This window comes from Streptomyces sp. NPDC005962 (assembly GCF_040629205.1).
GTDB lineage: Bacteria > Actinomycetota > Actinomycetes > Streptomycetales > Streptomycetaceae > Streptomyces.
In genome coordinates this window covers 49,100-73,944 of record NZ_JBEXVE010000005.1, presented here as the reverse complement: position 1 = coordinate 73,944, position 24,845 = coordinate 49,100, and the positions used below count along the sequence as shown (strand labels likewise).

Annotated in this window: 29 protein-coding genes, 1 pseudogene and 1 riboswitch; of the genes and pseudogenes, 16 read left to right on the top strand and 14 right to left on the bottom strand. The window is 71.0% G+C overall.

Translation table 11 applies throughout. The features are described from left to right. Positions 1–38: 38 nt before the first annotated feature. Entirely contained in the window at positions 39–356 is a 318-nt protein-coding gene (locus ABZ370_RS10630; protein ID WP_358618922.1) for a hypothetical protein, read from the bottom strand. A gap of 229 nt (positions 357–585) precedes the next feature. Between ABZ370_RS10630 and rpsF the strand changes: the two genes are divergently transcribed. From rpsF to rplI, 4 genes are all read left to right on the top strand, one after another. Continuing rightward, a complete protein-coding gene (rpsF, locus tag ABZ370_RS10625; RefSeq protein WP_009716508.1) occupies positions 586–876 on the top strand; it encodes a 30S ribosomal protein S6 in 291 nt (96 codons plus the stop codon). A gap of 81 nt (positions 877–957) precedes the next feature. Further along, positions 958–1,569 (top strand): single-stranded DNA-binding protein, encoded by a 612-nt coding sequence (locus ABZ370_RS10620; RefSeq protein WP_358618921.1) that lies wholly within the window; start codon positions 958–960, stop codon positions 1,567–1,569. Between the two features lie 96 nt (positions 1,570–1,665). Next, positions 1,666–1,902, top strand: coding sequence for a 30S ribosomal protein S18 (gene rpsR / locus ABZ370_RS10615; protein ID WP_003978893.1), 237 nt, complete (start codon positions 1,666–1,668; stop codon positions 1,900–1,902). A gap of 18 nt (positions 1,903–1,920) precedes the next feature. Next, positions 1,921–2,367 carry a 50S ribosomal protein L9 gene (gene rplI / locus ABZ370_RS10610; RefSeq protein ID WP_358618915.1) on the top strand — a complete coding sequence of 149 codons (447 nt, stop codon included), beginning with the start codon at positions 1,921–1,923 and terminating at the stop codon, positions 2,365–2,367. 157 nt (positions 2,368–2,524) lie between these two features. Here rplI and ABZ370_RS10605 read toward each other — a convergent pair whose 3' ends face one another. Continuing rightward, a complete protein-coding gene (locus ABZ370_RS10605; protein WP_358618913.1) occupies positions 2,525–3,865 on the bottom strand; it encodes an MATE family efflux transporter in 1,341 nt (446 codons plus the stop codon). 462 nt (positions 3,866–4,327) lie between these two features. Between ABZ370_RS10605 and dnaB the strand changes: the two genes are divergently transcribed. Next, positions 4,328–5,821 (top strand): replicative DNA helicase, encoded by a 1,494-nt coding sequence (gene dnaB / locus ABZ370_RS10600; protein WP_358618912.1) that lies wholly within the window; start codon positions 4,328–4,330, stop codon positions 5,819–5,821. On the opposite strand, the gene def is transcribed toward dnaB, so the two are convergent. Beyond that, positions 5,812–6,396, bottom strand: coding sequence for a peptide deformylase (def, locus tag ABZ370_RS10595; RefSeq protein ID WP_358618910.1), 585 nt, complete (start codon positions 6,394–6,396; stop codon positions 5,812–5,814). The two genes, dnaB and def, sit on opposite strands and share 10 nt — an antisense overlap. A gap of 60 nt (positions 6,397–6,456) precedes the next feature. On the opposite strand from def, the gene ABZ370_RS10590 reads away from it, so the two are divergent. The 3 genes and pseudogenes from ABZ370_RS10590 (at position 6,457) to ABZ370_RS10580 (ending at position 8,301) form a co-directional block, all read left to right on the top strand. Continuing rightward, complete coding sequence (locus tag ABZ370_RS10590; RefSeq protein ID WP_358618908.1) at positions 6,457–6,999, top strand: winged helix-turn-helix domain-containing protein; 543 nt, start codon at positions 6,457–6,459, stop codon at positions 6,997–6,999. 129 nt (positions 7,000–7,128) lie between these two features. Beyond that, positions 7,129–7,731, top strand: coding sequence for a class I SAM-dependent methyltransferase (locus ABZ370_RS10585; RefSeq protein WP_358618907.1), 603 nt, complete (start codon positions 7,129–7,131; stop codon positions 7,729–7,731). Positions 7,732–7,796: 65 nt separating this feature from the next. Further along, positions 7,797–8,301: pseudogene (locus tag ABZ370_RS10580) on the top strand (class I SAM-dependent methyltransferase). A gap of 25 nt (positions 8,302–8,326) precedes the next feature. Here ABZ370_RS10580 and trxA read toward each other — a convergent pair. Both trxA and ABZ370_RS10570 read right to left on the bottom strand, forming a co-directional pair. Continuing rightward, positions 8,327–8,674, bottom strand: a complete 348-nt coding sequence (gene trxA, locus ABZ370_RS10575) for a thioredoxin (RefSeq protein WP_358618906.1) — start codon at positions 8,672–8,674, stop codon at positions 8,327–8,329. A gap of 30 nt (positions 8,675–8,704) precedes the next feature. Further along, positions 8,705–9,151, bottom strand: coding sequence for a MerR family transcriptional regulator (locus tag ABZ370_RS10570; RefSeq protein WP_358618904.1), 447 nt, complete (start codon positions 9,149–9,151; stop codon positions 8,705–8,707). Between the two features lie 89 nt (positions 9,152–9,240). Between ABZ370_RS10570 and ABZ370_RS10565 the strand changes: the two genes are divergently transcribed. Next, a complete protein-coding gene (locus ABZ370_RS10565) occupies positions 9,241–10,665 on the top strand; it encodes a serine hydrolase domain-containing protein (RefSeq protein ID WP_358618902.1) in 1,425 nt (474 codons plus the stop codon). Here the strand turns inward: ABZ370_RS10565 and ABZ370_RS10560 are convergent, their stop codons facing one another. The 3 genes from ABZ370_RS10560 to ABZ370_RS10550 form a co-directional block, all read right to left on the bottom strand. Then, complete coding sequence (locus ABZ370_RS10560; protein ID WP_358618900.1) at positions 10,666–11,124, bottom strand: GNAT family N-acetyltransferase; 459 nt, start codon at positions 11,122–11,124, stop codon at positions 10,666–10,668. A 22-nt stretch (positions 11,125–11,146) separates the two neighbouring features. Further along, on the bottom strand, positions 11,147–11,611 hold the full coding sequence (locus ABZ370_RS10555) for a MarR family transcriptional regulator (protein ID WP_358618898.1): 465 nt from the start codon (positions 11,609–11,611) through the stop codon (positions 11,147–11,149). 99 nt (positions 11,612–11,710) lie between these two features. Next, positions 11,711–12,262, bottom strand: a complete 552-nt coding sequence (locus ABZ370_RS10550) for a DUF2269 domain-containing protein (protein WP_358618897.1) — start codon at positions 12,260–12,262, stop codon at positions 11,711–11,713. Between the two features lie 159 nt (positions 12,263–12,421). Between ABZ370_RS10550 and ABZ370_RS10545 the strand changes: the two genes are divergently transcribed. The 3 genes from ABZ370_RS10545 to ABZ370_RS10535 all read left to right on the top strand — a co-directional run bounded on the left by ABZ370_RS10545 (position 12,422) and on the right by ABZ370_RS10535 (position 15,945). Beyond that, a complete protein-coding gene (locus tag ABZ370_RS10545; protein WP_358618895.1) occupies positions 12,422–13,054 on the top strand; it encodes an HAD-IB family phosphatase in 633 nt (210 codons plus the stop codon). 351 nt (positions 13,055–13,405) lie between these two features. Further along, positions 13,406–14,980, top strand: a complete 1,575-nt coding sequence (locus tag ABZ370_RS10540; RefSeq protein ID WP_358618894.1) for a globin domain-containing protein — start codon at positions 13,406–13,408, stop codon at positions 14,978–14,980. Between the two features lie 188 nt (positions 14,981–15,168). Beyond that, positions 15,169–15,945, top strand: coding sequence for a pyridoxamine 5'-phosphate oxidase family protein (locus ABZ370_RS10535; protein ID WP_358619317.1), 777 nt, complete (start codon positions 15,169–15,171; stop codon positions 15,943–15,945). Positions 15,946–15,993: 48 nt separating this feature from the next. On the opposite strand, the gene ABZ370_RS10530 is transcribed toward ABZ370_RS10535, so the two are convergent. From ABZ370_RS10530 to ABZ370_RS10510, 5 genes are all read right to left on the bottom strand, one after another. Then, entirely contained in the window at positions 15,994–16,491 is a 498-nt protein-coding gene (locus ABZ370_RS10530; protein ID WP_358618892.1) for an NUDIX hydrolase, read from the bottom strand. 60 nt (positions 16,492–16,551) lie between these two features. Further along, on the bottom strand, positions 16,552–17,448 hold the full coding sequence (locus ABZ370_RS10525; RefSeq protein ID WP_358618890.1) for a LysR family transcriptional regulator: 897 nt from the start codon (positions 17,446–17,448) through the stop codon (positions 16,552–16,554). Positions 17,449–17,668: 220 nt separating this feature from the next. After that, on the bottom strand, positions 17,669–18,835 hold the full coding sequence (locus ABZ370_RS10520) for a cystathionine gamma-lyase (protein ID WP_358618889.1): 1,167 nt from the start codon (positions 18,833–18,835) through the stop codon (positions 17,669–17,671). Further along, positions 18,832–19,377, bottom strand: coding sequence for a low molecular weight protein-tyrosine-phosphatase (locus ABZ370_RS10515; protein ID WP_358618887.1), 546 nt, complete (start codon positions 19,375–19,377; stop codon positions 18,832–18,834). Before ABZ370_RS10515 ends, ABZ370_RS10520 begins: the two co-directional genes overlap by 4 nt. A gap of 24 nt (positions 19,378–19,401) precedes the next feature. Further along, positions 19,402–19,782, bottom strand: a complete 381-nt coding sequence (locus tag ABZ370_RS10510; protein ID WP_358618886.1) for a phage holin family protein — start codon at positions 19,780–19,782, stop codon at positions 19,402–19,404. 66 nt (positions 19,783–19,848) lie between these two features. Here ABZ370_RS10510 and ABZ370_RS10505 point away from each other — a divergent pair, with 66 nt between their 5' ends. The 3 genes from ABZ370_RS10505 (at position 19,849) to ABZ370_RS10495 (ending at position 21,373) form a co-directional block, all read left to right on the top strand. After that, positions 19,849–20,166, top strand: a complete 318-nt coding sequence (locus tag ABZ370_RS10505; protein WP_358618884.1) for a cupin domain-containing protein — start codon at positions 19,849–19,851, stop codon at positions 20,164–20,166. Positions 20,167–20,314: 148 nt separating this feature from the next. Beyond that, positions 20,315–20,530, top strand: coding sequence for a DUF5326 family protein (locus tag ABZ370_RS10500; protein WP_358618882.1), 216 nt, complete (start codon positions 20,315–20,317; stop codon positions 20,528–20,530). A 408-nt stretch (positions 20,531–20,938) separates the two neighbouring features. After that, on the top strand, positions 20,939–21,373 hold the full coding sequence (locus ABZ370_RS10495) for an SsgA family sporulation/cell division regulator (protein ID WP_358618880.1): 435 nt from the start codon (positions 20,939–20,941) through the stop codon (positions 21,371–21,373). A gap of 33 nt (positions 21,374–21,406) precedes the next feature. Here ABZ370_RS10495 and ABZ370_RS10490 read toward each other — a convergent pair whose 3' ends face one another. Beyond that, positions 21,407–22,852, bottom strand: a complete 1,446-nt coding sequence (locus ABZ370_RS10490; RefSeq protein WP_358618878.1) for a YibE/F family protein — start codon at positions 22,850–22,852, stop codon at positions 21,407–21,409. Between the two features lie 69 nt (positions 22,853–22,921). Then, positions 22,922–23,040: riboswitch (TPP riboswitch) on the top strand. On the opposite strand from ABZ370_RS10490, the gene thiC reads away from it, so the two are divergent. After that, positions 23,033–24,796 (top strand): phosphomethylpyrimidine synthase ThiC, encoded by a 1,764-nt coding sequence (gene thiC / locus ABZ370_RS10485; protein WP_358618876.1) that lies wholly within the window; start codon positions 23,033–23,035, stop codon positions 24,794–24,796. (Overlaps the previous riboswitch by 8 nt.) Positions 24,797–24,845: the final 49 nt, after the last annotated feature.

Below are 24,845 nucleotides of genomic sequence, written 5' to 3'. Positions count from 1 at the left end.
GCCCTGTTTGGGCCTGGGGGCAACCTGCCCTCGGGGAGTCAGCCCAGCAGCCCGCCGAAGAGCCCGCCGTGCGCCATACCGAGGTAGAAGCCGAACGCCGACGCACCGAGTCCGATGATCAACAGGAAGCGCTCTCCGGTGGTCGCGGAGATCAGCTGTCCCCAGGCCCCGCTGAGCATGCCGATCAGTCCCACCCACGAGCTGACCAGGTGGAGACCGGGGAAGTGAGCCGTGACGAAGGAGATCAAACCGATCATCAGCGTCGTCACGGCGATGGCGTTCTCGACGGGATGAGACTTGCCATCGGTGTCGAGGAAGGAGAGCAATCCGTGCTGCGGTCGTGCTGCCTGTGCCATGGGGCACCTCCAGGTAGGCCCATATAGGCAGGGCGGCGAACTGTAACGCCGCTCACACCCGATGTGTACAGATTGCGGTCCGAGACGCCCGGATTTCAAGCGGGAGGCGGGAGGCGGGTACTGTGTACGGTCTGCGGTGGTGTCTGTACAGATGCCACGGCACAACGCATCACGACCCTCCTGCCACGGAACGACCGTGGCCGCTGAGTCCAAAGGAGGTGGGTTCCACATGCGTCACTACGAGGTGATGGTCATCCTCGACCCCGATCTCGAGGAGCGTGCTGTCTCCCCGCTGATCGAGAACTTCCTTTCCGTTATCCGTGAGGGCAACGGCAAGGTCGAGAAGGTCGACACCTGGGGCCGTCGTCGTCTCTCTTACGAGATCAACAAGAAGCCCGAGGGCATCTACTCGGTCATCGACCTGCAGGCCGAGCCTGCGGTCGTCAAGGAGCTCGACCGCCAGCTGAACCTGAACGAGTCGGTCCTCCGGACCAAGGTCCTCCGTCCCGAGACTCACTGACCGCGTAAGCGTTCAGCGATCACCGGGTCATATCGCCCCGAGTAGCAAGCAGCCCAGCAGTACCCGCCGAGAGGTTCCCCAATGGCAGGCGAGACCGTCATCACGGTCGTCGGCAATCTCGTCGACGACCCCGAGCTGCGCTTCACCCCCTCCGGTGCGGCGGTCGCGAAGTTCCGTGTCGCGTCCACTCCTCGTACGTTCGACCGTCAGACCAACGAGTGGAAGGACGGCGAGAGCCTCTTCCTCACGTGCTCGGTGTGGCGGCAGGCCGCGGAAAACGTGGCCGAGTCGCTTCAGCGCGGTATGCGCGTCATCGTGCAGGGCCGGCTGAAGCAGCGGTCGTATGAGGACCGTGAGGGGATCAAGCGCACGGTCTACGAGCTGGATGTCGACGAGGTCGGTGCCAGCCTGCGCAATGCCACGGCCAAGGTCACCAAGACCACCGGGCGCGGTGGCCAGGGTGGCTACGGCAGCGGTGGCGGCCAGGGCGGTCAAGGCGGCCAAGGCGGCCAGGGCGGCGGTGGCGGCGGCTGGGGCGGTGCCCCCGGCGGCGGCCAGCAGCAGGGCGGCGGCGCTCCGGCCGACGACCCCTGGGCGACCGGCGCACCAGCCGGTGGCAGCCAGGGCGGCGGCGGTGGCTGGGGCGGCGGCTCCGGCAGCGGCGGCGGCTACTCGGACGAGCCGCCCTTCTAGGTCCGGACGCGATGTTTCACGCGGTTTCACGTGAAACATCGCCCGACCTGGCCAGGGCGACCAGCACAAACTTCTTGATCACACTGGAGAGAGACAATGGCGAAGCCGCCTGCTCGCAAGCCTAAGAAGAAGGTTTGCGTGTTCTGCAAGGAGAAGATCTCCTACGTCGACTACAAGGACACGAACCTGCTGCGGAAGTTCATTTCCGACCGCGGCAAGATCCGTGCCCGCCGGGTCACCGGCAACTGCACTCAGCACCAGCGCGATGTCGCCACGGCCGTGAAGAACAGCCGTGAGATGGCGCTGCTGCCCTACACGTCCACCGCGCGATAAGGGAAGGGTGACCGAGTCATGAAGATCATCCTCACCCACGAGGTCTCCGGCCTCGGTGCCGCTGGTGACGTCGTGGATGTCCGCGACGGATACGCCCGTAACTACCTGGTTCCGCGTGGCCTCGCGCTCCGCTGGACCAAGGGGGGCGAGAAGGACGTCGAGCAGATCCGCCGCGGTCGTCGCATCCGCGAGATCGCCACGATCGAGCAGGCCAACGAGGTCAAGGCGCGGCTCGAGGGCGTCAAGGTCCAGCTGAAGACCCGCGCCGGCGAGGCCGGCCGGCTGTTCGGCTCCGTCACCCCGGCCGACATCGCCTCGGCGATCAAGGACGCGGGTGGCCCGGACGTCGACAAGCGCCGCATCGAGGTGCAGCAGCCGATCAAGACCCTGGGTGCTCACCAGGTGTCGATCCGGCTGCACGCCGAGGTTGCCGCCAAGGTCGGCGTCGAGGTTGTCGCCGCCTGACGCGGTGCTCGGCTGAGCCGAGCATGTGAGAGGGCCGCACTCCACGGGGGTGCGGCCCTTTCGCGTTGCGTCTTCGTGTTGTGCCCTCGCGCTGTGCCTTCGTGTTGCGTCCTCGCGTGGTGCGGCCCCGGGTCGGCTCCGGGCTGTGCGTGCGGCTTCAGGCCCGGGTCGCGCCGGTGACGATCCAACGCCCGGAGCGGGCGCGCAGCCAGAGGGTCGCCAGCCGGAGCGTCATCATGAGCGCCATGGTCCACCACACGGCGGTCAGTCCCCCGCCCCAGGCGGGAACGAGCAGGGCGACCGGGGCGAAGACCGCGAGCGTGACGATCATGGCTCCGGCGAGATACGGACCGTCGCCCGCGCCCATCAGCACCCCGTCGAGGACGTAGACCACACCCGAGACGGGCTGGACGAGGGCCGTTACCAGCAGTACCGGCAGCAGGGCGTCCTTGACCGCGGTGTCCGTGGTGAAGAGAGGGATGAACAGCGGGCGGGAGGCGATCACCAGCAGCCCGAGCACGATGCCCGCGGCGATGCCCCACTGCACCATGCGGCGGCAGGCGACGCGCGCCCCCTCGGCGTCCTCCGCCCCCAGATAGCGCCCGATGATGGCCTGACCCGCGATGGCGATGGCGTCCAGGGCGAACGCCAGCAGACTCCACAGGGTCAGCACGATCTGGTGGGCGGCGACGTCGGCGTCCCCGAGGCGGGCCGCCACCGCCGTCGCGATCAGCATCACGGCGCGCAGCGAGAGCGTCCGGACCAGGAGCGGTGCCCCGGCGTGGGCGCAGGCCCGGATTCCGGCGGCGTCGGGACGCAGCGAGGTGCCGTGGCGGCGGGCTCCCCGGACGACCACCGCGAGGTAGACGGCGGCCATGGCCCATTGGGCTGTCACCGTGCCCCAGGCGGAGCCCGCGATGCCGAGCCCGGCGCCGTAGACGAGGCCCGCGTTGAGCGCGGCGTTGGCCGTGAAGCCGCCGATGGCCACGTAGAGCGGGGTACGGGTGTCGTGGAGGCCCCGGAGTACCCCGGTGGCGGCGAGCACCACGAGCATCGCGGGTATGCCGAGGGCGCTGACGCGCAGATAGGTGATGGCGTACGGGGCGGCGGTGTCGGAGGTGCCGAAGAGGTCGACGAGGCCGGGTGCGGTGGGGAGGGCGGCGGCGATGACGGCGGCGCCGAGCAGCAGGGCCAGCCAGATGCCGTCCATGCCCTGCCGGATCGCGCCGGGGAGGTCGCCCGCGCCGACCCGGCGGGCCACGGCGGCGGTGGTGGCGTAGGCGAGGAAGACGAAGATGTTGACCGCGGTGGTCAGCAGGGCGGCGGCGACTCCCAGACCGGCGAGCTGCGGGGTGCCGAGATGGCCGACGATGGCGCTGTCGACCATGACGAAGAGGGGTTCCGCCACGAGTGCGCCGAAGGCGGGTACGGCGAGTGCGACGATCTCGCGGTCATGCCGGCGGACGGTGCTCCGCGCGCTCGCGGGGGCCTGTGTCATGGAGGCAATCTAATCTTCCACAGGTAAGAGACACAAGCCATCCGCAGCCCTTACATGGCGGCGCTCGCGACACTCTTCTCTGCGCCGTTTGTCGTGATCTTGCATCGGGCGTGGAAGTTTTTCTTCTGCACAGCCCCTGGATGGAGAAATCGCAGGTCAGGGCAGTGGCTCTGAGGTGATTGTGTGTTTGTCCACAGCACTGTCCCCCGGCCCGTGCACAGGTTCGCGGGACTTCTCCACAGGATGGGTCGCATCATCCACATGGCCTGTGGATAACCGAGTTGGCCGGTGGCCCCGACAGGCCTACCGTTATGCGGCGCCCGCCATCTGTTCCGGCCTCGATTCCACCAGAACTCGACGTGTCGTGAGCGGAAGCCGGGCGCCCTGTTTGTCATAGCCGTGCCGTAAGACTGAAGACGTCGCGGCGAGGTCCGTAGCCGCGGACGGGAGGAGGTGGGCGGGGTGAGCGTGCCCGAGCCCATGGACGACCCATGGGCGGACTCAGGTCCGGCCGACTTCCCGTCCCCCCGCTTCCGCCGCGGCGAGGGCGGCGGCCGTGGCGAGGGCGGCCGGGGCCGTGACGACCAGCATGACCGCGGCCGCGACGGCGGCGGCTCCTGGGAAGGGTCCGGCTTCGAGCGGGTCCCGCCGCAGGACCTCGACGCGGAGCAGTCCGTGCTCGGCGGCATGCTGCTCTCCAAGGACGCCATCGCCGACGTGGTGGAGGTCCTCCAGGGCAAGGACTTCTACCGGCCCGCCCACGAGACCGTCTACCAGGCGATCCTGGACCTCTACGCGAAGGGCGAGCCGGCCGACCCGATCACGGTCGCGGCCGAGCTGACCAAGCGCGGCGAGATCGCCAAGGTCGGCGGTGCCTCGTACCTCCACACCCTGGTCCAGTCCGTCCCCACCGCGGCCAACGCCGAGTACTACGCGGAGATCGTCCACGAGCGCGCCGTGCTGCGCCGCCTGGTCGAGGCCGGCACCCGCATCACCCAGATGGGATACGCGGCGGACGGGGACGTCGACGAGATCGTCAACAACGCCCAGGCGGAGATCTACGCCGTCACCGAGCAGCGGACCAGCGAGGACTATCTGCCGCTCGGCGACATCATGGAGGGCGCGCTCGACGAGATCGAGGCGATCGGTTCGCGCAGCGGCCAGATGTCCGGGGTGCCCACCGGCTTCACCGACCTGGACTCGCTGACGAACGGCCTCCACCCCGGCCAGATGATCGTCATCGCCGCCCGGCCCGCCATGGGTAAGTCCACCCTCGCCCTCGACTTCGCCCGCGCCTGTTCGATCAAGAACAACCTGCCGAGCGTCATCTTCTCCCTGGAGATGGGGCGCAACGAGATCGCGATGCGTCTGCTGTCCGCCGAGGCCCGGGTGGCGCTGCACCATATGCGCTCCGGCAGCATGACCGACGACGACTGGACCCGGCTCGCCCGGCGCATGCCGGACGTCTCCCAGGCCCCGCTGTTCATCGACGACTCCCCGAACCTGTCGATGATGGAGATCCGCGCCAAGTGCCGTCGGCTCAAGCAGCGCAGCGATCTGCAGTTGGTCGTCATCGACTACCTCCAGCTGATGCAGTCCGGTGGCGCCCGGCGCCCCGAGAGCCGTCAGCAGGAGGTCTCGGACATGTCGCGAAACCTGAAGCTGCTGGCCAAGGAGCTGGAGGTGCCGGTGATCGCGCTCTCCCAGCTGAACCGTGGCCCCGAACAGCGCACCGACAAGAAGCCGATGGTCTCCGACCTGCGTGAAAGTGGCTCCATCGAGCAGGACGCCGACATGGTCATCCTGCTGCACCGTGAGGACGCGTACGAGAAGGAGTCCCCGCGCGCGGGCGAGGCCGACCTGATCGTGGCCAAGCACCGTAACGGCCCGACGGCCACCATCACCGTCGCCTTCCAGGGCCACTACTCCCGCTTCGTGGACATGGCTCAGACCTGATCGCGGCCGGGTGGCAGTGCGGCGGCCTTGAGCGCGCGGCGCGCGAAGACGTCCTCCCGGCGCTCTTCCATCTGCCGCAGGGCGTCCCTGCGGTCCCGCTGGGAGAGCCGGTCGAGGTAGGTGTGGCCGTCGAGGTGGTCGGTCTCGTGCTGCAGGCACCGGGCGAAGTACCCGCGCCCCTCGACGACGAGCGGGGCGCCGTCCTTGTCGAACCCGCGGACGACGGCCCGATCGGTGCGGGGGACCGCCATGGTGGCACCGGGCACCGACAGACAGCCCTCGCTGTCGTCGACGAGCCGGCGGTCACGCGGACCGGGCAGCTCCAGAACGGGGTTGACGATGTGGCCGACATGCCGGACGCCCTCGTCGTCCGGGCAGTCGTATACGAACAGCCGTAAGGAGACGCCCACCTGATTGGCGGCCAGTCCGGCGCCGTCGGCCACGTACATGGTCAGGAACATGTCGTCGATCAGCACCGACAGCTCCGGAGTGCCGAACGCGGTCACCTCCCGGCACGGACGGCTCAGCACCTCCTCGCCCACCACTGTGACCCTGCGGACCGAGCCCCGTTCCATGGCGTCTCCCCTTTCGCGCACTGCTTGCCAAGTGCTTTGCAAAGTAGCAGGCTTTGCAAAGTGACTGAAGATGACGTCAACCTGCGCGACCATCCCGTCCGCACCGACCTGCTCGACCTGCTCGCCGAAGTCGGTACCGTCACGGCGACCGAGGCCGCCGCGCGGCTGGGGTACAGCTCCGGGCTCTGCTCGTTTCATCTGCGGCAGCTCGCGCGCCACGGGTACATCGAGGAGGCGCCCCACAGCGGCGGCCGGGCGCGGCCCTGGCGGCTGACGCGGCCCGCGTCCGCGGCCGCCGGGGTCGCGGAGGAGCAGTTCGGTGACCTGGCCCGGGGGTTGGAGGACGAGAGCTGGCGGCGATGGGTGAGCCGGCGGGACGAGGCGCCGTCGGCCTGGCGTCACGACGAGGCCTTCAGCGCCGTCGCCTATCTGACGCCCGACGAGATGCGCCGGGTCGCGGACGTCGTCCGACGGGCGCTCGTGCCCTACCAGGACCGCGAACAGCGCCCTCTGGCCCGGCCCGAGGGCGCCCGGCCGGTGGCTCTCATCACCCGGCTCTTCCCTCTGTTGCCCCACACCCCGGACGGCGCGGAGCAGGGCTGAGCGGCGGCCGGGCGGTTTGCCGTTTCCGCAAAGAACTTTGTCATGGGGGTGTGGGGGCGGCCACGGTGTCCGCACACGGCCGTGGGCGATCGGTACCGCGGTCCCCGGCCCCTACCGAAGGCGGAGTCGATGGACGCACAGTTCTGGGACGACATGTACCGCAGCGCCGAGCAGGTCATGAGCGGCAATCCCAATGGAGTGCTCGTCACCGAGGTCACCGAGCTGGCTCCGGGGCGGGCGCTCGATGTCGGATGCGGTGAGGGCGCCGACGCCGTCTGGCTGGCCCGGCGCGGCTGGCAGGTCACCGCGATCGACATCTCCCGGACCGCTCTGGAGCGCGGCGCCGCCGCGGCCGCGGACCTCTCCGGCCAGATGACGTGGACCCGGACCGACCTGGCCGTCACACCGCCCCCGGGCGCCGCGTTCGACCTGGTGTCCGCCCAGTACTTCCCGCTCCTGCGTCAGCCGGAGCACGCGGCGCTGCGCGGCCTGCTGGACGCCGTCGCTCCCGGCGGCACCCTGCTCTACGTCGGCCACGACCTCGCCGACGTGCCCGCGCGCCTGGAGAACGGGATCGTCCCCGGCGACTTCTACCAGCCCGCCGAGATCGCCGGGCTCCTCGGCCACGACTGGACGGTCCTGGCCGATGAAACCCGCCCGCGCACCGCGCCCGCCCCGCCCGGCACCCACCACACCCGCGACACCGTCCTGCGGGCGCGGCGCCTGCGGTGAACCGGACGTCCGGAATACGCCGCACCGCATGGAGCGCGGAGCGCGGGCCGCCAGTCTCCGCCTCCATGACCGAGCCGACCGATCTGCTGACCACCCGGACCTTCTACGACACCATCGCCGACGACTACGCGGAGATGTTCAAGGCCACGCTGGACGACAAGCCGCTGGACCGGGCCATGCTGCGTGCGTTCGCCGACCTGGTGCGGGAGGGCGAGGCGGCCGGGCCGGTCGCCGATCTCGGCTGCGGTCGCCTACTACTCCCTCATCCACACTCCCGCCGAGCGGCTGCCCGCGGTGCTGGCCGAGTTCCACCGGCTGCTGGCCCCGGGCGGCAATCTGCTGGTCGCGTTCCAGGTCGGCGACGAACCGCTGCGGGTGGCCGAGCCGTTCGGCCACGCCGTGTCGCTCGACTTCCGGAGGCTGTCGCCCGACGGGATCGCCGCGCTGCTGGAGGGGGCCGGGTTCGCCGTACGGGCCCGGCAGGTGCGCGAGCCGGACGGCAGGGAGGTGGTTCCGCAGGCCGTTCTCCTGGCCCGTAAGCCGGGAGCGCGCCCTGTGGGAACGCGGTAGCGGGACGGGCCCGTGCGGCGGCGGCTCAGAGCGCGTCCGCCAGCTCCTGCAGCAGCCGCCGCTTGGGCCGGGCCCCGACCATCGACCGCACCGGTTCGCCCGCCCGGAACAGCATCAGCGTCGGCATCGAGAGCACGCTGTACGCCGCCGTCGTCTCCGGGTTGGTGTCCACGTCCAGCTGGACCACCTTCAGCCGGTGCCCCTCCTCCCGGGCGATCTCGGCCAGCACCGGCGCGATCATGTGGCACGGCGGGCACCAGGAGGCGGTGAAGTCCACGAGCACCGGCAGCCCGGCCGTCAGCACCTCCTCGGCGAAGGTGGCGTCCGTGACCGCGGGCACTTCCCCGGTCCGAGTCCGTGTAGTCCGTGTCATCCCGTTCATCTCCTTTTGTTGTTTACGTTGTTAAACATCGCTCCCGGGTGGGGCGTGCGGCGTCAGCTCGCAGCGCGGCTCCGGCGCCCCGCCGGGGGCCGTCGCCGCCGTCTCCAGCGCCGCCCGGGCCCGTTCCGCCTGGGCGAGCTGCGCCCCGACCTGCCGTCGTACGTCGCCCAGCCGCGCGATGCAGTCGTCCAGTTCGGCCAGCTTGCGCCGGTAGACCTCCAGCGACGCCGGGCAGGAGTCACCGGCCGGATGGCCGGAGCGCAGACACTCCACGAACGGACGGGTCTCCTCCAGGCCGAAGCCGAAGTCCTGCAGGGTGCGGATCTGCCGGACCAGCCGGACGTCGTCCTCGTCGTACGCCCGGTACCCGTTGCCCGCGCGGCGCGCGGGCAGCAGTCCGATCGACTCGTAGTAGCGCAGGGTGCGGGTGGTGGTACCCGCCCGTTCGGCCAGCTCTCCGATCCGCATGGCTTCGACGGTAGACCTTGCCGCCGACGTCAAGGCCAGAGCTTTCCCATCGCCCTGACCGTGCGGAATCCGGCCCGTAGGGTGCGGCCATGACCGCATCCGAGGACTTCACGGAGCTGCTGCCCGCCACCCGCCGCGCCCTGCTCCACCGCATCGCCGTCGGCCAGTCCGAGGGCCGGGCGCCCTCCCTGGTGGGGGCCGTGGTGCGGGAGGGGCAGCTGGTGTGGACGGGGGCGCGCGGTGGTACGGACGGGCAGGAACCCGGCGCCGACACCCAGTACCGGATCGGCTCGCTGACCAAGACGTTCACCGCGGTGCTGGTGATGCGGCTGCGCGACGAGGGGCTGCTGGACCTCCAGGACCCGCTGGCCGAACATCTGGAGGTGCCCGAGGCGGCGGGCGCCACCATCGCCCAGCTCCTCGCCCACACCTCGGGACTGGCCGCCGAGGCGCGCGGTCCGTGGTGGGAGCGCACACCGGGCGCGCTGCGCCCCGAGACGGCGGACATCTTCGGCGAGCGCCCCCTCGTGCACCCCGCCGGACGCCGCCACCACTACTCCAACACCGGCTTCGCCCTGCTCGGCGCGCTCGTCGAACGGCTGCGCGGCGCGGCCTGGGCCGATGTGCTCGCCCGCGAGGTGCTGGAGCCGCTGGGGATGACGCGTACGTCCGTGGAGCCGCGCGCTCCGTACGCCGGGGGCTGGGCCGTTCACCCCTGGGCCGATGTGCTGCTGCCGGAACCCGCCGAGGACACCGGGCGGATGGCGCCCGCCGGACAGCTGTGGTCGACCGCCGCCGACCTGGCCCGCTTCGCCGCCTTCCTGCTGGACGGGGACGAGCGGGTGCTCGGCGCGGCCACGCTCGCCGAGATGCGCAGGCCCGCCGCCCCGCCCGAGGGCCGGGACTGGGACGGCGGCTACGGCCTCGGGGTGCAGCTCGCGCGGGGCGAGGGCCGGTTCCTGTACGGCCATGTCGGCTCCATGCCCGGCTTCCTCGCCGCCCTGTGGGTCAGCGCGGACGACCGGCTGGCCGGGATCGCGCTGGCCAACGTCACCTCGGGGGCCTACATCGCCTCCGTCGCCGCCGACCTCGTCACCATCACGGCGGAGCACGAGCCGCGGATTCCCGCCCCCTGGCGGCCGCTGCCGGAGGCCGATCCGGCGCTGCTGGCGCTGACCGGGCCCTGGTACTGGGGCCCGACCCCGTTCCTGCTGCGGCTGCGCGCCGACCGCGGCCTGGAGCTGTCGCCGGTCGCCGGAACGGGCCGCGGCTCGCGCTTCCGGGCCGAGCCGGATGGCACCTGGACCGGCCTCGACGGCTACTGGGCGGGGGAGACGCTGCGCGCGGTCGCGGGGCGCGAGGACGGTACGCCCGGCCACCTCGACCTCGGCACCTTCGTGCTGACGCGCGAGCCGTACGCCCCGGACGGCGCGGTGCCCGGGGGCGTCGACCCGGAGGGCTGGCGTCCCGGTCCGGTGGGCTGGCGTCCCGGTCCGCCGGAGAAGCGCGCCTGATCAGCCGCCGAGCGGCAGCTTGAAGCCGATGTGGCTGGCCTCGAAGCCGAGCCGCTCGTAGAAGCGGTGGGCGTCGAGGCGGGTCACGTCCGTGGTGAGCTGCACCAGCGCACAGCCCTGGCGGCGCGACTCCTCGACCGCCCACTCGATCAGCTGGGTGCCGAGGCCGTTGCCGCGTTCGTCGGCGTGGATGCGGACGGCCTCGATGATCGAGCGCGTGGCGCCGCGCCGGGAGAGCCCGGGCACCACGGTGAGCTGGAGGGTGCCGACCGTACGCCCGCCCCGGACGGCGACGACCAGGTGCTGGTTGGGGTCCTGGTCCAGCCGCGCGAACGCGGCCCGGTACGGAGCCGGGTCGTCCGGTGACTCCCGCCGGGCGCCCAGGGGGTCGTCGGCGAGCAGGGCGACGATCGCGGGTATGTCCTCGGCGGTCGCGCGTCGGATCTCGAAGTCGGTCACGCCTGCGAGCGTACGCGGCCGCTCACAGCCGCTCCACGGCCGCGACGAGAGGCGCCAGTTCGGGCCGCCGGGCGGCCTCCTGGAGGGCTTCGCGCAGGGCGGCGTCGTTGGTCGGACGCGCCTCCTCCAGCAGCGTCAGCCCCTCGGGGGTGACGTTCGTATAGATGCCGCGGCGGTCGCTCGGGCAGATGTAGCGGGAGAGCAGACCGCGGTCCTCAAGCCGGGTGACCAGCCGGGTGGTGGCGCTCTGGCTGAGCACGACGGAGTCGGCGAGCTGCTTCATCTGCAGATGTCCGCCGTCGCCGTCGTGCTGGCCGCTGAGCACGCCCAGCACCGAGAACTCGCGGACGCTCAGCTCGTGCCCGGCCTGCAGCGCGCGCTCGATATGCGCCTCGATCCGCCCGTGCAGGGAGGACAGCGCGCACCAGCCCTGGGCGAGGACCTGCCCGGGCGGCGCGGCGGTGGTGCCGTGCGGCTCGTCCGGCATGGGGCCCCTTCCGTCGGTTTCCGCCGGTTCCCTCGATGGCGTCGGCGGGTGGATCGGCTCCCAGGATAGCCCTGTCGATGAAAATGCCCGCGTATGCAACTATCCCTCGCGTATCGGCTCCCTCGCGTACCGGCGCGATGCGGCCCGGTCGCGCCGCGGGCCGCGCAGCCGCCGCCCCCGCGCGGTCGGGCCCCACGGCTTGACCACCGAGATCGCGGTGAGGAAGGCATAGACGCCCAGGCTGACCGACGGCGCCACGATCAGATCGGTGGCCGCTCCGACCGCCCGGCCCGCCGCGACGTCGGCCATCGCCGCGTCGATCCGGGCGCGCAGCGCGAAGGCGGTCGCGGCGGTGGTCACCAGCGTCAGCCAGAACTTCACATACACCCAGCGGTACCGGGCCAGGCCCCACGGCGTGCCGAGGGACAGCACCACCCCGCTGATCAGGGAGAGCAGGCTGACCGGGATGAGCAGCCAGTCCCCGAGGACGTTCATCGACCGGTACGCCCCCGCCGCGGCCTCGGCCGACCCGGCCGTGGCCCCGGCGAGGCCCAGGGCCAGCACGCCGAGCGTCAGTCCGAGCCAGCCGACGGAGACGACCACATGCATGACGAGGAGGGCCCGGCGCACGGGCCGTTTCAGCTGTCGCATGCGCTCACGGTCGCGCGCGCCGGGCCGCCGCCGCGTCCGACGGCGGGAGTATCCACGGCTACTCCCGGGCTCCGGGACGGCTGCGTGGACGGCTCTGCTGACTGCTTCGCGGACGGCTCCGTGGGGGCTCGGTGAAGGCTGCCTCTACGCTCGGTCCCTATGACCAGACTGCATCTGTTCGATCTGGACGGGACGCTGATCCACGGTTCGGCCGCGGCCGTCGAGATATCGCGTCAGCTCGGAGTGGAGCGGGAGATCGGGGAGCTGGAGCGGGAGTTCGCGGCGGGCGGGCTGGCGCCCGCGCGGTTCGCGGAGCGGGCCTGTGCGCTGTGGGGAGAACTGACGCAGGCGCAGGTGGCGGCGGCGTTCGAGGGGGCGCCGTGGCTGAGGGGGATTCGGGAGGTGTGGGCGGATATCCGGGCGCGCGGTGAGCGGTGTGCGGTGATCTCGCTCTCGCCCGGGTTCTTCGTGGAGCGGCTGCTGGACTGGGGCGCGGACGCGGCGCACGGGTCGGCGTGGCCGCCGGTGCCGTTCCGGGAGCGGCTGAATCCCGCGGGCATCCTGAACCCGGCCGCTAAGGTGCGGATCGCGGATGAACTCTGCGGGAAGTTCGGGCTGACCAGGGCGGACTGCGTCGCTTATGGGGATTCGATGTCCGACGCCGAGCTCTTCGCGGTGGTGCCCTTCTCGGTCGCGGTGAACGCGGATCACCATGTGAGCGAAATCGCATCCAGCCGGTATAGCGGCAACGATCTCCGAGAGGCCTACGAATTGACGGGAAACTGCAAGTAACTACTGGTAATTACCCTAGTTGCCGGGTGTAACCGATGTGTCATCCACAGGGCTTGTACATTCGTCCGGGCCCGGTAGGGTCGGGTCAGTTCCGTCCCGGGAAGCTGTGACGGGGCCACAACCGGGCAACCCGCTCCAACCAGCATATCGGGAACACAGCCCCCGTTACCCGGACTTCGGGCGAACTTCTCGGGGTGCGGAAGGAGCGTGGCATGCTGCCCGGCACAGAGTACGGAGCGGGCCGACAGGACCAATCTCACATGAACCAGTCGACCAGAGCGGGGAATTGCGGGCACATTCCGCCAGCGGAAGTGCGAAGACCGACAGAAAGATGTTCGAGGCGAGGCAACCATGGACGCTCCGACCACCACATCGTCGGCCGGTAACGACGGCGGGGGAAACAGTGGCGACTGGGGTTGGTTCACCCCGAGCAGGAAACGCCCCGATGACCAGCCGCTTTCCCCTGAGACGGATGGCGCGGAGGACGACCGGGCGGCCGCCCGCCCGGTGAATCCGGCCCGCCCGGTGAACCCGATACGCCCGGCCGGTACGGAGGCGGAGCGCCGACCGGCGCCCCCCGCACCGGCCCCCGCGTTCCCGATGCCTCCCGCGTCCGCCGTGCCCCCGGCGTCCGCCGTGCCGCCCGCCTTCGCCGTGCCGCCGCCCGCGTCCCCCGTCGCCCCCGCGTCCGCCGTGCCGCCCCGGGCCGGGCGCGAGGAGCATCAGCGGCCCGACGAGGCACCGGCCCCGCAGGGCGCGCGCCCGGCCGCCGAGTCCGTCTTCACCGCCCCCGAGACCGCCTCGCCCGACGCGATCCTGCTGCGCCGCAACATGGCCGAGATCGAGCCGGTGAGCGACAAGGTCACCTCGTACTTCTACGCGCTGCTCTTCGTCCAGCACCCCGAGCTGCGGCCGCTCTTCCCGGCCGCCATGGACGCCCAGCGCGACCGGCTGTTCAAGGCGATCCTCACCGCCGCCCGGCTCATCGACGACCCCGACATCCTCGGCGACTTCCTCTCCCGGCTCGGCCGCGGGCACCGTAAGTACGGCACCCAGCCCGAGCACTATCCGGCCGTCGGCGAGTGCCTGCTCGCCGCGCTCACCCGGTACGCGACCACCACCTGGAGCGGCGAGGCCGAGGCGGCATGGGTCCGGGCCTATACCGCGATCTCCCAGATCATGATCGACGCGGCGGCCGAGGACGAGCTGCGCGCGCCCGCGTGGTGGCAGGCCGAGGTCGTCGGGCACGAGCCGCGCACTTCCGACATCGCCGTCGTCACCGTCCGCCCGGACCAGCCGTACCCCTTCCTCGCGGGCCAGTACACCTCGCTGGAGACCCCCTGGTGGCCGCGGGTGTGGCGGCACTACTCCTTCGCCTCCGCGCCCCGCGCGGACGGGCTGCTGTCCTTCCATGTGAAGGCGATTCCGGCGGGCTGGGTCTCCTCCGCGCTGGTGCACCGCGCCCGCCCCGGCGATGTGATCCGGCTCGGGCCGCCCGCCGGTTCGATGACGGTCGACCACTCGACCGACAACGGGCTGCTGTGCCTGGGCGGCGGCACCGGTATAGCGCCGATCAAGGCGCTGGTCGAGGACGTCGCCGAGTACGGCCGTCAGCGCACGGTCGAGGTCTTCTACGGCGCCCGCAGCGACCACGACCTCTATGACATCGACACCATGCTGCGGCTCTCCCAGCGGCACCCCTGGCTCTCGGTCCGTCCGGTGGTCTCCGACGGTCCGACGAGCGGACTCAGCGGCAGACTTCCCGACGCCGTGCGGCAGTACGGCCCGTGGAACGCGTACGACGCGTATCTCTCCGGCCCGCCCGGGATGATCCGCAGCGGTGTGGACGCCCTGATGGGCGTCGGCGTCCCGTCGCATCGCATACGGCACGACTCCATCGAAGAGCTGATGGCGGCGGCGGAGTAGAGCGGCGAGCAGACGCCGGCGCGGCGTAGGCGAGATGTGAGAACTCAGAACGGGGACAAGGGACTGTGGACGACGTCGGGCACGAACGGGCGGCCGCGCCGGAACCCGGCCACCGTGCGGAGAGCCTGGAACGAGCCGAGCGCACGGACCGTCCGGGGAGCGACGGCGAACATCTCCTCCAGCAGCACCTGGGCACGGCCGACCGCGCCGACCGCTTCTACGACGAGCAGGTGCTGGACCACCTCAACGGCCGGATGCGGGAGTTCATCGCACGCCAGGAGATGTTCTTCCTGGCCACCTCCGACCGGCACGGCGAGTGCGACAGCACCTTCCGGGCCGGGCCGCCCGGCTTTCTGAGGGTGCTCGACGGACGCACCCTCGCCTACCCCGAATACCGGGGGAACGGCGTGCTGGCCAGCCTCGGCAACATCAAGGAGAACCCGCACCTGGGCATCCTGATGGTCGACTTCTTCCGCGACCGGATCGGCCTGCACGTCAACGGCCGGGCCCGGGTGGTCGAGGACGACGAGATACGCGCCCGCCATCCCGGCCTGCCGGTCGACCCGGTTCCCGGCCGCCGGGCGGTCGTATGGGTCGAGGTGACCGTCGAGGAGGCGTACATCCACTGCGCCAAGCACATCCCCCATCTGCAGAAGGTGCCCGCGGCGGGGCGGCGCGCCCGCGCCGTGGACGGGACGGGCAACGACCGGCCCCGCGGCCCGGAGCGGGGCCGGGCCTGGGGGACGGACGACGTGAAGCGCAAGGGCGGAGACTTCTTCGGTGCCGCCGCCGACGCGCGCGAGCGGCGCCGTACGCCCCCCGCCGCGCCGGTTCCGGAGCCGGAGCCGGAGATTCCGGCGGCGCGTCCCGGGGAGTGGCTGGAAGAGGCCGAGCGGGTGCTCGCCGAAGCACGCCGCCGCGCGGCCCAGAAGAGACCGCAGCCGTTCAGCGGCTGGTTCCGCTGATCAGCCCCGATCGATCCTGATCAATATTGATCAGGCTGATCAGGCTGGTCAGCCGAGGTCGTCCGCGAGTAGTGCGCGCACGCCCTCGACGTTGGCGTCGAGGTAGGCGCGCAGCGACGGCGGCACCATCCCGACGGAGGCGATGCCCTCGCGGGTGAACGGAATCCGCACCACCTCGTACTCGCCGCAGGGCTCGTCCACCTCGGGGCCGTGCCGCCTGCTGAGGTCCATCGAGGCGAGTCTGCAGACGAAGAAGTGCTGCACCTTGACGCCGACACCCCCGTCCGGGGCGTCCCCCTCGGAATGCGGGACGGTGTCGACGAAGGCGGGGACCACATCCGTCACCTTCGCGCCCAGCTCCTCGTCCACCTCGCGGTGCAGCGCCTCGACGACGCTGGTGTCCTCGGGCTCCACACCGCCGCCGGGGGTGATCCAGTACGGCTGCTGACCGGGTTTGGTCCGCTTGATCAGGATCATCCGCGGGTCGGTGTCGCCGTCGAGCAGGATGGCGCGGGCGGTGCGTTTGACCACGGGTCGTTCGGTCATGCTGGACATCTGCCGCAGCTGTCCCCGGCTGAAACCCTCTACTCACCAGCCGACAGGAGCTCACCAGTCGACAGCGGCGCGCAGCAGCCACTCGTGCGCCCGCGCGACGTGCGGTACCGCGAGCCCACCGGTCCGCACCACCAGGAAGTAGGTGCGCAGCGGCGGCACCGGCGGGTTGAGCAGCGCCACCACCTCCCCGGCGTCGAGGGCGTCCATGCACAGGTAGCGCGGCAGTACGCCGAGCCCCGCGCCCTCCGCGACGCACGCCAGCACCGCTCGCAGATCGGGGGCGATGACCGTGCCGGAGGTGACCGGGCGGGTGTCGAAGACGGCCGACCAGTAGCGGCTGACCAGCGGCAGGCTCTCGTGCACCTCGACCACGGGCAGCGCCTCCAGCGCGCTCGCGCCCTTGACCTGGAGCACCGCGGAGCCGCCGAGCCGGGCCGCCCAGCGCGGGGACGCGATCAGCACATGCTCCTCGTCGCACAGCGGTGTGGCGGCCAGCAGCCGGCCGCGCGGCCGGGCGGTGCTGATGGCCAGGTCGTGGTGGCCGGACCCGAGCCCCTTGAACAGCTCCTCGGAGCTGCCGAACGCACACCGCAGCGCGAGCCCCTGGGTGACGAGCGTGGTGAGCGCGGGCAGCGCGCGCAGCGCCGTGAACTCCGGGGGACCGGCGAGGTGCAGGGTGCGCAGCGGCGAGTGGTCGTCCAGCCCGGCCTCGGTGATCTCCACGAGCGCGTCGAGGTGCGGGGCGGTCTTGTGGGCCAGCTCCTCGCCGACGGTGGTGGGGATGACCCCGCGCGCCGTACGGAGGAACAGCGGCCGTCCCACCTGCCGTTCCAGGGTGCGGATCTGGCCGGTGACGGCGGGCTGGGAGAGGCCGAGCAGCGCGGCGGCACGGGTGAAGGACCCGGCGCGGTGCACCGTGACGAACGTGCGTAAGAGGGCCAGATCCATGCGGTTCCCCTCGCGTCGACGCACCCCCGCCGCATGCCAACTATAAATATGCCGATAGGTCGATGTCGCTACTGTGATTGGACACTGACGCTGAGTCAACTAGCCTTGTTCAAGCGGTTCTCCACGAGAGAACCGGGGCGTCTCAAGCCACGAGGGGGGAGGCTTGAGACGCCCGTCAGGCGTACCCGCGCATAAGCCGTACGGCGAGTTTCGGCCGCCTTCACTCGCTCTCGCGCGCGCCGCGTGTCTCGCCGAGGTTCCCGTCGCGGGCCTCGTCGAGCGCGCGCCGCACATCCGCGATCAGATCGTCCGGGTCCTCCACACCCACCGAGAAGCGGATGAAGCCCTCGGCGACCGCGTCGCCGCCCCACCGGCCGCGCCGCTCGGCGGTGGAGCGCACGCCGCCGAAGCTGGTGGCGTCGTCGACCAGCCGCAGCGCGGCGAGGAACCGCTCCGCGTGCTCCTTGCCGGGCAGGGTGAAGGACACCACACAGCCGAAGCGCCCGCCGCGCATCTGCCCGGCCGCGACCGGGTGCGCCGGATCGTCCGGCAGCCCGGGGTGGCGCAGCCCGGTGACCTCGGGCCGGTCGCGCAGCGCCCCGGCGAGCGCGAGGGCGGTGTGGGCCTGCCGGTCGACGCGCAGCGGGAGGGTGGCCAGGGAGCGGTGGGCGAGCCAGGCCTCCATGGGCCCGGGGATCGCGCCGACGGTCTTGCGCCAGCCGCGCACGGCGGCGGCCAGCTCCGCATCGCGGCAGGTGACGTAGCCGAGCAGGACATCGCCGTGGCCGCTGAGCGCCTTGGTGCCGCTCGCCACGGAGAAGTCCGCGCCCAGCTCCAGGGGGCGCTGGCCGATCGGGGTGGCGAGGGTGTTGTCGACGGCGACCAGGGCGCCGCGCGCGTGCGCGGCCTCGGCGAGCCCGCGGATGTCGCACACGTCGAGGCCGGGGTTGGACGGCGTCTCCAGCCACAGCAGCCCGGTGCTGTCGTCCAGGGCGGTCAGCTGGCCGTCGTCGGCGGTCGGGGCGGTACGCACCCGGATGCCGAAGCTCCGCAACCGCTCGCCGAGCGCCGGGAGCAGCTGGTAGCCGTCTGACGGCAGGACGGCGGTGTCGCCCTGCCGCAGCTGGGACAGGAGGACGGCCGCGATCGCGCCCATGCCGGACGCGAAGACGACGGTCTCGGCGTCGGCGTCCGGCGACTCCAGCTCGCTGATCGCCCGCTCCAGCCGGGACCAGGTGGGGTTGGTGTCGCGGCCGTAGACGAAGGGCCCGGAGGCGTCGCCGGGGAGGTGGTAGTGCGCGGCGAAGACGGGACCGGGCAGCGCCGGTTCGTATGCCTCGGCCTCGGGGAGTCCGGCCCGTACGGCCCGGGTGCCGTCGCCGGTCATACGCGCTCCTCGACGGGCTCGTCGGGATCTGCGGACGCGCCGTCGAGGGCCTCGGCGACCGCGTCCAGCAGTCCGCCGCTCGCGGCCTCGATCATCTCCAGGACCTCTTCGAAGCCGTCCGTCCCGCCGAAGAAGGGGTCCGGTACGTCCAGACCGCCCGGTGCGTCCGGGGAGGCGTCCGGGTCGTAGTCGCGCAGCAGCCGCACCTTCGCGGCGTCCCGCGGGGTCGGTGCCAGGGCGCGCAGCTCCCGCAGATGGCCGCTGTCCAGCGCGATCACCAGATCGAGGTGGGCGAACCAGCCGGGCTGGAACTGGCGCGCGGTGTGATCCTGCCCATATCCGTGGTCGGTGAGCACGGCGATCGCGCGACGGTCGGCCCCGTCGCCCTCGTGCCAGGGGCCGGTGCCCGCGCTGTCCCATGCGACGAGGCCGTCGAGTCCGGCCTCCCCGGCACGGGCGCGGACAATGGATTCGGCCATCGGCGACCGGCATATGTTGCCGGTGCAGACGAAGCAGACACGATAGGGCGACGGGGCTCTCATACCTGTCATCATCCCCGGCCGCGGTCAGTCCTTGTCATCGGGAAGGACGACGTGCAGCGCCCAGGCGACTATGGAAACGATCAGGCCACCGAGGAAGGCGGCGCCGAAGCCGTCGACATGGAAGCTGAGATCCAATTTCCCGGCCAGCCAGGAGGTCAGCAGCAGCATCAGGGCGTTGATCACCAGGGTGATCAGTCCGAGGGTGAGGATGAACAGGGGAAATGCCAGCAGCTTGACGACCGGCTTGACCACCACGTTCACCACGCCGAAGAGCAGGGCGACGAGAATGAGGGTGATCGTCTGACGTCCGGTGTTGTCACCGGTCAGCGTGATGTCCTTGAGCAGCCAGATGGCGACGCCGAGGGCGCCGGCGTTGGCGAGCGTCTTGACGAGCAAATTCTTCATGGTTGAGATCGTCGCAGACAGGCCCGGAGACGGGCAGGGGCATGGCAGGCAGGGGTGGAGAAGCGAATGAAAGCGTTCCGGCTGGACGAGCTGGAGGCGGAGCGGGCCGCGAACGAGGGCGCGTATCTGCAGTTCCTGCGTGAGCGGAACATGTCGGTCGGGCTGTACGCGCTGGACGCGGGCCAGGCCGATCCGCAGGCGCCGCACGGCCAGGACGAGGTGTACCTGGTGGTGAGCGGCCGGGCGTCGATCACGGTGGGCATGGAGACGACCCAGGTGGCGCGGGGCAGCGTCGTGTACGTACCGGCGGGCGTGGCGCACAAGTTCCACCACATCACCGAGGACCTGCGGGTCATGGTGGTGTTCTCTCCCCCGGAAAGCTGACGGCGGCGCTCCGGTCCCCTACGGGTACGGTCAGGGACGGACGGGGGATGGAAGCCCTCCGTCCGCTTCCTGTCCGCCCTAGCATCGAGGGCAGGGGGACCGGTGCCGCAGACCGGCCCCGTCAGCCAGGAGAGAGCAAGGAGCAGACGTGGCCGCGAAGGGCATATTCCAGGGCTTGCCGTGGTGGGTGACATGGATCGCGGTGCCGGTTCTCGTCCTCGCCGTCTTCGGCGGGCTGATCATGAGCGTGGTCGGCTTCGTCATCGGCCTGCTCTTCAAGGCGCTGCTGCTGGTGGCGCTGATCGGCGGTCTGATCTACGTCGTACGGAAGTTCACCTCGTCGTCGTCCCGCGGCGACTGGTGACCCGCGACTGGTGACCCGCGGACGGTGACCCCGCGGGCCGGGTGACTCCGGCCCCGTGACCCCGCGCGGCGGGTACGCCGCGCGAGGGATACCGGGGAGCCAAACATCGGCCCCACGGCACCACTGTGGTTAGAGTGCGAGTCCGCGACGTTCCCCATCTCGGCGTCTGCCTCGCAACAACACCCCGGGGGTGCCTGTTGACGACAGCGAACATCGACACGGCCGCTGAACCGGCCCTGATCGCCCGCGCACCGGGCCGGCGGCGCCCGGCCCCGTGGGTTCCACCACGGCAACACTGGCCATTTCCGTTCCCTCACATGAGGCAAAGCGACTCCGCCCCGCAGTCGAGTCGCTACGCTCCAGAGTCGGCCAAGTCTGAACTACCCGGGGCGGCGAACGATGCGTGACATGCGTGACACAGTCCAGGCGGAAGTGACGATGACCTTTCTGGTCTCGCAGGAACTGTCCTTCCGGATTCCGGTCGAGCTGTCGTACGACAGCGGCGATCCCTACGCGGTCGAGATCACCTTCCACTTGCCCGGCGACGCGCCGGTGAGCTGGGCCTTCGCCCGTGAGCTGCTGCTGGACGGGCTGAGCAAACCCTCCGGCGAGGGCGATGTGCGGATCGCACCGGCCTCGCCCGAAGGGCTCTCGGATGTGTTCATCAAGCTGCAGGTGGGGTCCGAGAGAGCCCTGTTCCGGGCCGGGGCGGCGCCGCTGGTGGCCTTCCTGGACCGTACGGACCGGCTCGTCCCGTTCGGTGAGGAGCCCGCGGCCTGCGATCCGGTCGGTGACCTCGACGCCGAACTGGACCGCATCCTGGCCGAGGACCGCTACGCGTAGCGGTCCTCGGCCGGCCGTCGCCCGCAGCGCTTCTCAGCGTGCGCGCGCCCGGCGGCGCCGCCCGCGCCCCCGTCCGCCGCCGCTCGGCCCGCTCCCACTCGGCCCGCTGCCGCTCGCCGCCGTGGCTTCCTTCGGCGCGTGGTCCGCGGAGACGACCAGCACGGCCAGGGCCGTGGTCACCGGCACCGAGGCGACCAGCCCGATGCTGCCCACCAGCGTGCGGACGATCTCCTGCGCGACGATCTCGCTCGTCGCCACCGTTCCCACCCCGCTGTCCGCGATCGAGAAGAGGAGCAGCAGCGGCAGCGAGGCGCCCGCGTACGCCAGCACCAGGGTGTTCACGACGGACGCGATGTGGTCCCGCCCGATGCGCATCGCGGCCGCGTAGAGCCCCCGTCGACTCGTGGTGGGGTCCGCTTCCCGCAGCTCCCACACCGCCGAGGTCTGGGTGACCGTCACATCGTCCAGCACCCCGAGCGAACCGATGATGACCCCTGCCAGCAGCAGTCCCTTGATCTCGATATCGGGATAGAGGCCGTGCACCAGACCGGTCTGGTCGTCGGTGTTGCCGGTCAGCGACGCCCAGCCGATGAACAGCGAGCCGAGCACGCCGATCAGCAGCAGCGAGACCAGGGTGCCGACCACCGCGACCGACGTCCGGGCGCTCAGCCCGTGGCACATATAGAGCGCCAGCAGCATGATCGCGCTGCCCCCGACGACCGCGACCACCAGCGGATTCGAACCCTGGAGTATCGCCGGGAGGATGAACAGCGTCAGCACCCCGAAGCTGATGGCCAGCGCCACCAGCGCGAAGACCCCGCGCAGCCGCCCGACGGCCACGACCACGAGCGCGAACAGCCCGGCGAGCAGCGCCATCGGGAACGAGCGGTTGATGTCCGAGACCGAGTACTGGAGGTTCTTGGGCGCCTTGGGCGCGTACGACAGCTTCAGCTCCTGCCCGGCGCTGAACTGCCGTGAGGCGTTCGGCTGGACGATCTCGGGGAACGTACGGCCCTTGTCCTTGCCCGAGGTGACCTCGATGGTGGCCCTCTCGCAGACGGTCTTCCCGCCGCCGGAGCCGCCCTCGGTTCCGCCCCCGGTTCCGCCGCCGGGGTTCGGGGCGGAGCCGCCCTGCTGACCCGGTTCGGTGGGTGCCTGCGGCTGCGCGTTGACGTCGGCGCAGTTGACCTCCTCGACCTTCACCACCCGCCCGGAGACCGTCTCCTGGTCGAAGCCGAGCCCGCTGCGGCCCTGCGTGGTGTGTTCGGGGCCGCCCGGCCACAGCGCGATCAGCCCGGCGACGACGGCGACGGCGAAGGGGATGAGCACCGCCGCGATGACCTTGCGGAGGCGTGCGGAGACGGGTGCGGCCGGGCCGTGGGAGTGGGCGTGGCTGTGGCCGTGTCCGTGGGCCTGGCTGTGGGCCTGGCCGGACGGGTGGGACTGCTCGGGCGGGTGGTCCTGCTGTGTCGCGGTCACCGTCGCATCATCGCAAGAGTGGATGGCCCCCTGTTCAGGGATGCCGGGAAACCGTTAGCGTAGGGGCACCTTTGCAATCGCGGGAGCTCGGAGCACCGGGCTGAGAGGGCGCTGACGCCAGAGAGCTGCGCCGACCGCTGAACCTGTTACCGGGTAATGCCGGCGTAGGGAGTGGGTCTCATGACTCAGCAGGATGCACACATGCGCGAAAACGCTGCCGATTTCGGCTGGCACAAGGGATATGTCACGGGTTCCCGCCCTGACCTCCAGGTCCCGGTTCGCCGCGTGCACCTCACCAATGGCCAGGACGTGACGCTGTACGACACGTCCGGCCCGTACACCGACCCCCACATCGAAACCGACGTCCGCCGTGGCCTCGCGCCACTGCGGCAGAACTGGATCATCTCCCGCGACGACACCGAGGAGTACTCCGGCCGTCCGGCCCGTCCCGAGGACGACGGGCTCAAACCCACCGCGCCCCGCGACGGCCTGCGCAACCTCGACGCGGTCTTCCCCGGACGGCCGCGCCAGCCCCGCCGGGCCCGCGACGGCGCCGCCGTCACCCAACTCAGCTACGCCCGCCGGGGCGAGGTCACGGCGGAGATGGAGTACGTGGCGCTCCGCGAGAACGTCTCCCCCGAGGTGGTCCGCGAGGAGATCGCGGCGGGGCGGGCCGTGCTGCCCGTCAACGTCAACCACCCGGAGATCGAGCCGATGATCATCGGCAAGCGGTTCCTGGTGAAGGTCAACGCCAACATCGGCAACTCCGCCGTCACCTCGTCCATCGAGGAAGAGGTCGACAAGATGACCTGGGCGACCCACTGGGGCGCCGACACGGTCATGGACCTCTCGACCGGACGCAACATCCACACCACCCGCGAGTGGCTGCTGCGCAACTCTCCGGTGCCCATCGGCACCGTGCCGCTCTACCAGGCGCTGGAGAAGGTCGACGGCAAGGCCGAGGAGCTGTCCTGGGAGGTCTACAAGGACACCATCATCGAACAGGCCGAGCAGGGCGTCGACTACATGACGGTCCACGCGGGCGTACGGCTGCCGTACGTCCCCCTGACCGCCCGCCGCAAGACCGGCATCGTCTCCCGGGGCGGTTCGATCATGGCCGCCTGGTGCCTGGCCCACCATCAGGAGTCCTTCCTCTACACCCACTTCGAGGAGCTGTGCGAGATCCTCGCGGCGTACGACGTCACCTACTCGCTCGGTGACGGACTGCGCCCCGGATCGATCGCCGACGCCAACGACGAGGCGCAGTTCGCGGAGCTGCGCACGCTCGGCGAACTCAACCGGATCGCCAAGGAGCACGGCGTCCAGACGATGATCGAGGGCCCGGGCCATGTCCCGATGCACAAGATCAAGGAGAACGTCGACCTCCAGCAGGAGATCTGCGAGGAGGCCCCCTTCTACACCCTGGGCCCCCTCACCACGGATATCGCGCCCGCCTACGACCACATCACCTCAGGCATCGGCGCCGCGATGATCGCCTGGTGGGGCACGGCGATGCTCTGCTACGTCACCCCCAAGGAGCACCTGGGGCTGCCGGACCGTGACGACGTGAAGACCGGCGTGATCACCTACAAGATCGCCGCCCACGCCGCCGACCTGGCCAAGGGCCACCCCGACGCCCAGGCCTGGGACGACGCGCTCTCCGACGCCCGCTTCGAGTTCCGGTGGGAGGACCAGTTCAACCTGGCCCTCGACCCGGACACGGCGCGCTCCTTCCACGACGAGACGCTCCCGGCGGAACCGGCCAAGACGGCGCACTTCTGCTCCATGTGCGGGCCCAAGTTCTGCTCCATGAAGATCAGCCACGACATCCGGCGCGAGCACGGCGCCGCGATGGACGAGGCGGAAGCGGAGGCCGGAATGGCAGAGAAGTCCCGCGAGTTCGCGGCCGCGGGCAACCGCGTCTACCTCCCCCTCGCGGACTGAGCCACGGCTCACGGTCTACGGCCGCCGGGCTCCCCGAAACACGTTTCCG

Bases quoted from the DNA above. Each gene is read 5' to 3' on its own strand.
- rplI (WP_358618915.1), top strand. From the start codon at position 1,921: ATGAAGATCATCCTCACCCACGAGGTCTCCGGCCTCGGTGCCGCTGGT.
- ABZ370_RS10510 (WP_358618886.1), bottom strand. From the start codon at position 19,782: ATGAAGAATTTGCTCGTCAAGACGCTCGCCAACGCCGGCGCCCTCGGC.
- ABZ370_RS10605 (WP_358618913.1), bottom strand. From the start codon at position 3,865: ATGACACAGGCCCCCGCGAGCGCGCGGAGCACCGTCCGCCGGCATGAC.
- ABZ370_RS10570 (WP_358618904.1), bottom strand. From the start codon at position 9,151: ATGCGGATCGGAGAGCTGGCCGAACGGGCGGGTACCACCACCCGCACC.
- ABZ370_RS10515 (WP_358618887.1), bottom strand. From the start codon at position 19,377: ATGAGAGCCCCGTCGCCCTATCGTGTCTGCTTCGTCTGCACCGGCAAC.
- rpsR (WP_003978893.1), top strand. From the start codon at position 1,666: ATGGCGAAGCCGCCTGCTCGCAAGCCTAAGAAGAAGGTTTGCGTGTTC.
- ABZ370_RS10530 (WP_358618892.1), bottom strand. From the start codon at position 16,491: ATGACCGAACGACCCGTGGTCAAACGCACCGCCCGCGCCATCCTGCTC.
- ABZ370_RS10555 (WP_358618898.1), bottom strand. From the start codon at position 11,611: ATGCCGGACGAGCCGCACGGCACCACCGCCGCGCCGCCCGGGCAGGTC.
- ABZ370_RS10565 (WP_358618902.1), top strand. From the start codon at position 9,241: ATGACCGCATCCGAGGACTTCACGGAGCTGCTGCCCGCCACCCGCCGC.
- ABZ370_RS10630 (WP_358618922.1), bottom strand. From the start codon at position 356: ATGGCACAGGCAGCACGACCGCAGCACGGATTGCTCTCCTTCCTCGAC.
- ABZ370_RS10540 (WP_358618894.1), top strand. From the start codon at position 13,406: ATGGACGCTCCGACCACCACATCGTCGGCCGGTAACGACGGCGGGGGA.
- ABZ370_RS10520 (WP_358618889.1), bottom strand. From the start codon at position 18,835: ATGACCGGCGACGGCACCCGGGCCGTACGGGCCGGACTCCCCGAGGCC.
- def (WP_358618910.1), bottom strand. From the start codon at position 6,396: ATGGAACGGGGCTCGGTCCGCAGGGTCACAGTGGTGGGCGAGGAGGTG.
- ABZ370_RS10545 (WP_358618895.1), top strand. From the start codon at position 12,422: ATGACCAGACTGCATCTGTTCGATCTGGACGGGACGCTGATCCACGGT.
- trxA (WP_358618906.1), bottom strand. From the start codon at position 8,674: ATGACACGGACTACACGGACTCGGACCGGGGAAGTGCCCGCGGTCACG.
- ABZ370_RS10505 (WP_358618884.1), top strand. From the start codon at position 19,849: ATGAAAGCGTTCCGGCTGGACGAGCTGGAGGCGGAGCGGGCCGCGAAC.
- thiC (WP_358618876.1), top strand. From the start codon at position 23,033: ATGACTCAGCAGGATGCACACATGCGCGAAAACGCTGCCGATTTCGGC.
- ABZ370_RS10585 (WP_358618907.1), top strand. From the start codon at position 7,129: ATGGACGCACAGTTCTGGGACGACATGTACCGCAGCGCCGAGCAGGTC.
- ABZ370_RS10550 (WP_358618897.1), bottom strand. From the start codon at position 12,262: ATGCGACAGCTGAAACGGCCCGTGCGCCGGGCCCTCCTCGTCATGCAT.
- rpsF (WP_009716508.1), top strand. From the start codon at position 586: ATGCGTCACTACGAGGTGATGGTCATCCTCGACCCCGATCTCGAGGAG.
- ABZ370_RS10525 (WP_358618890.1), bottom strand. From the start codon at position 17,448: ATGGATCTGGCCCTCTTACGCACGTTCGTCACGGTGCACCGCGCCGGG.
- ABZ370_RS10495 (WP_358618880.1), top strand. From the start codon at position 20,939: ATGCGTGACACAGTCCAGGCGGAAGTGACGATGACCTTTCTGGTCTCG.
- ABZ370_RS10620 (WP_358618921.1), top strand. From the start codon at position 958: ATGGCAGGCGAGACCGTCATCACGGTCGTCGGCAATCTCGTCGACGAC.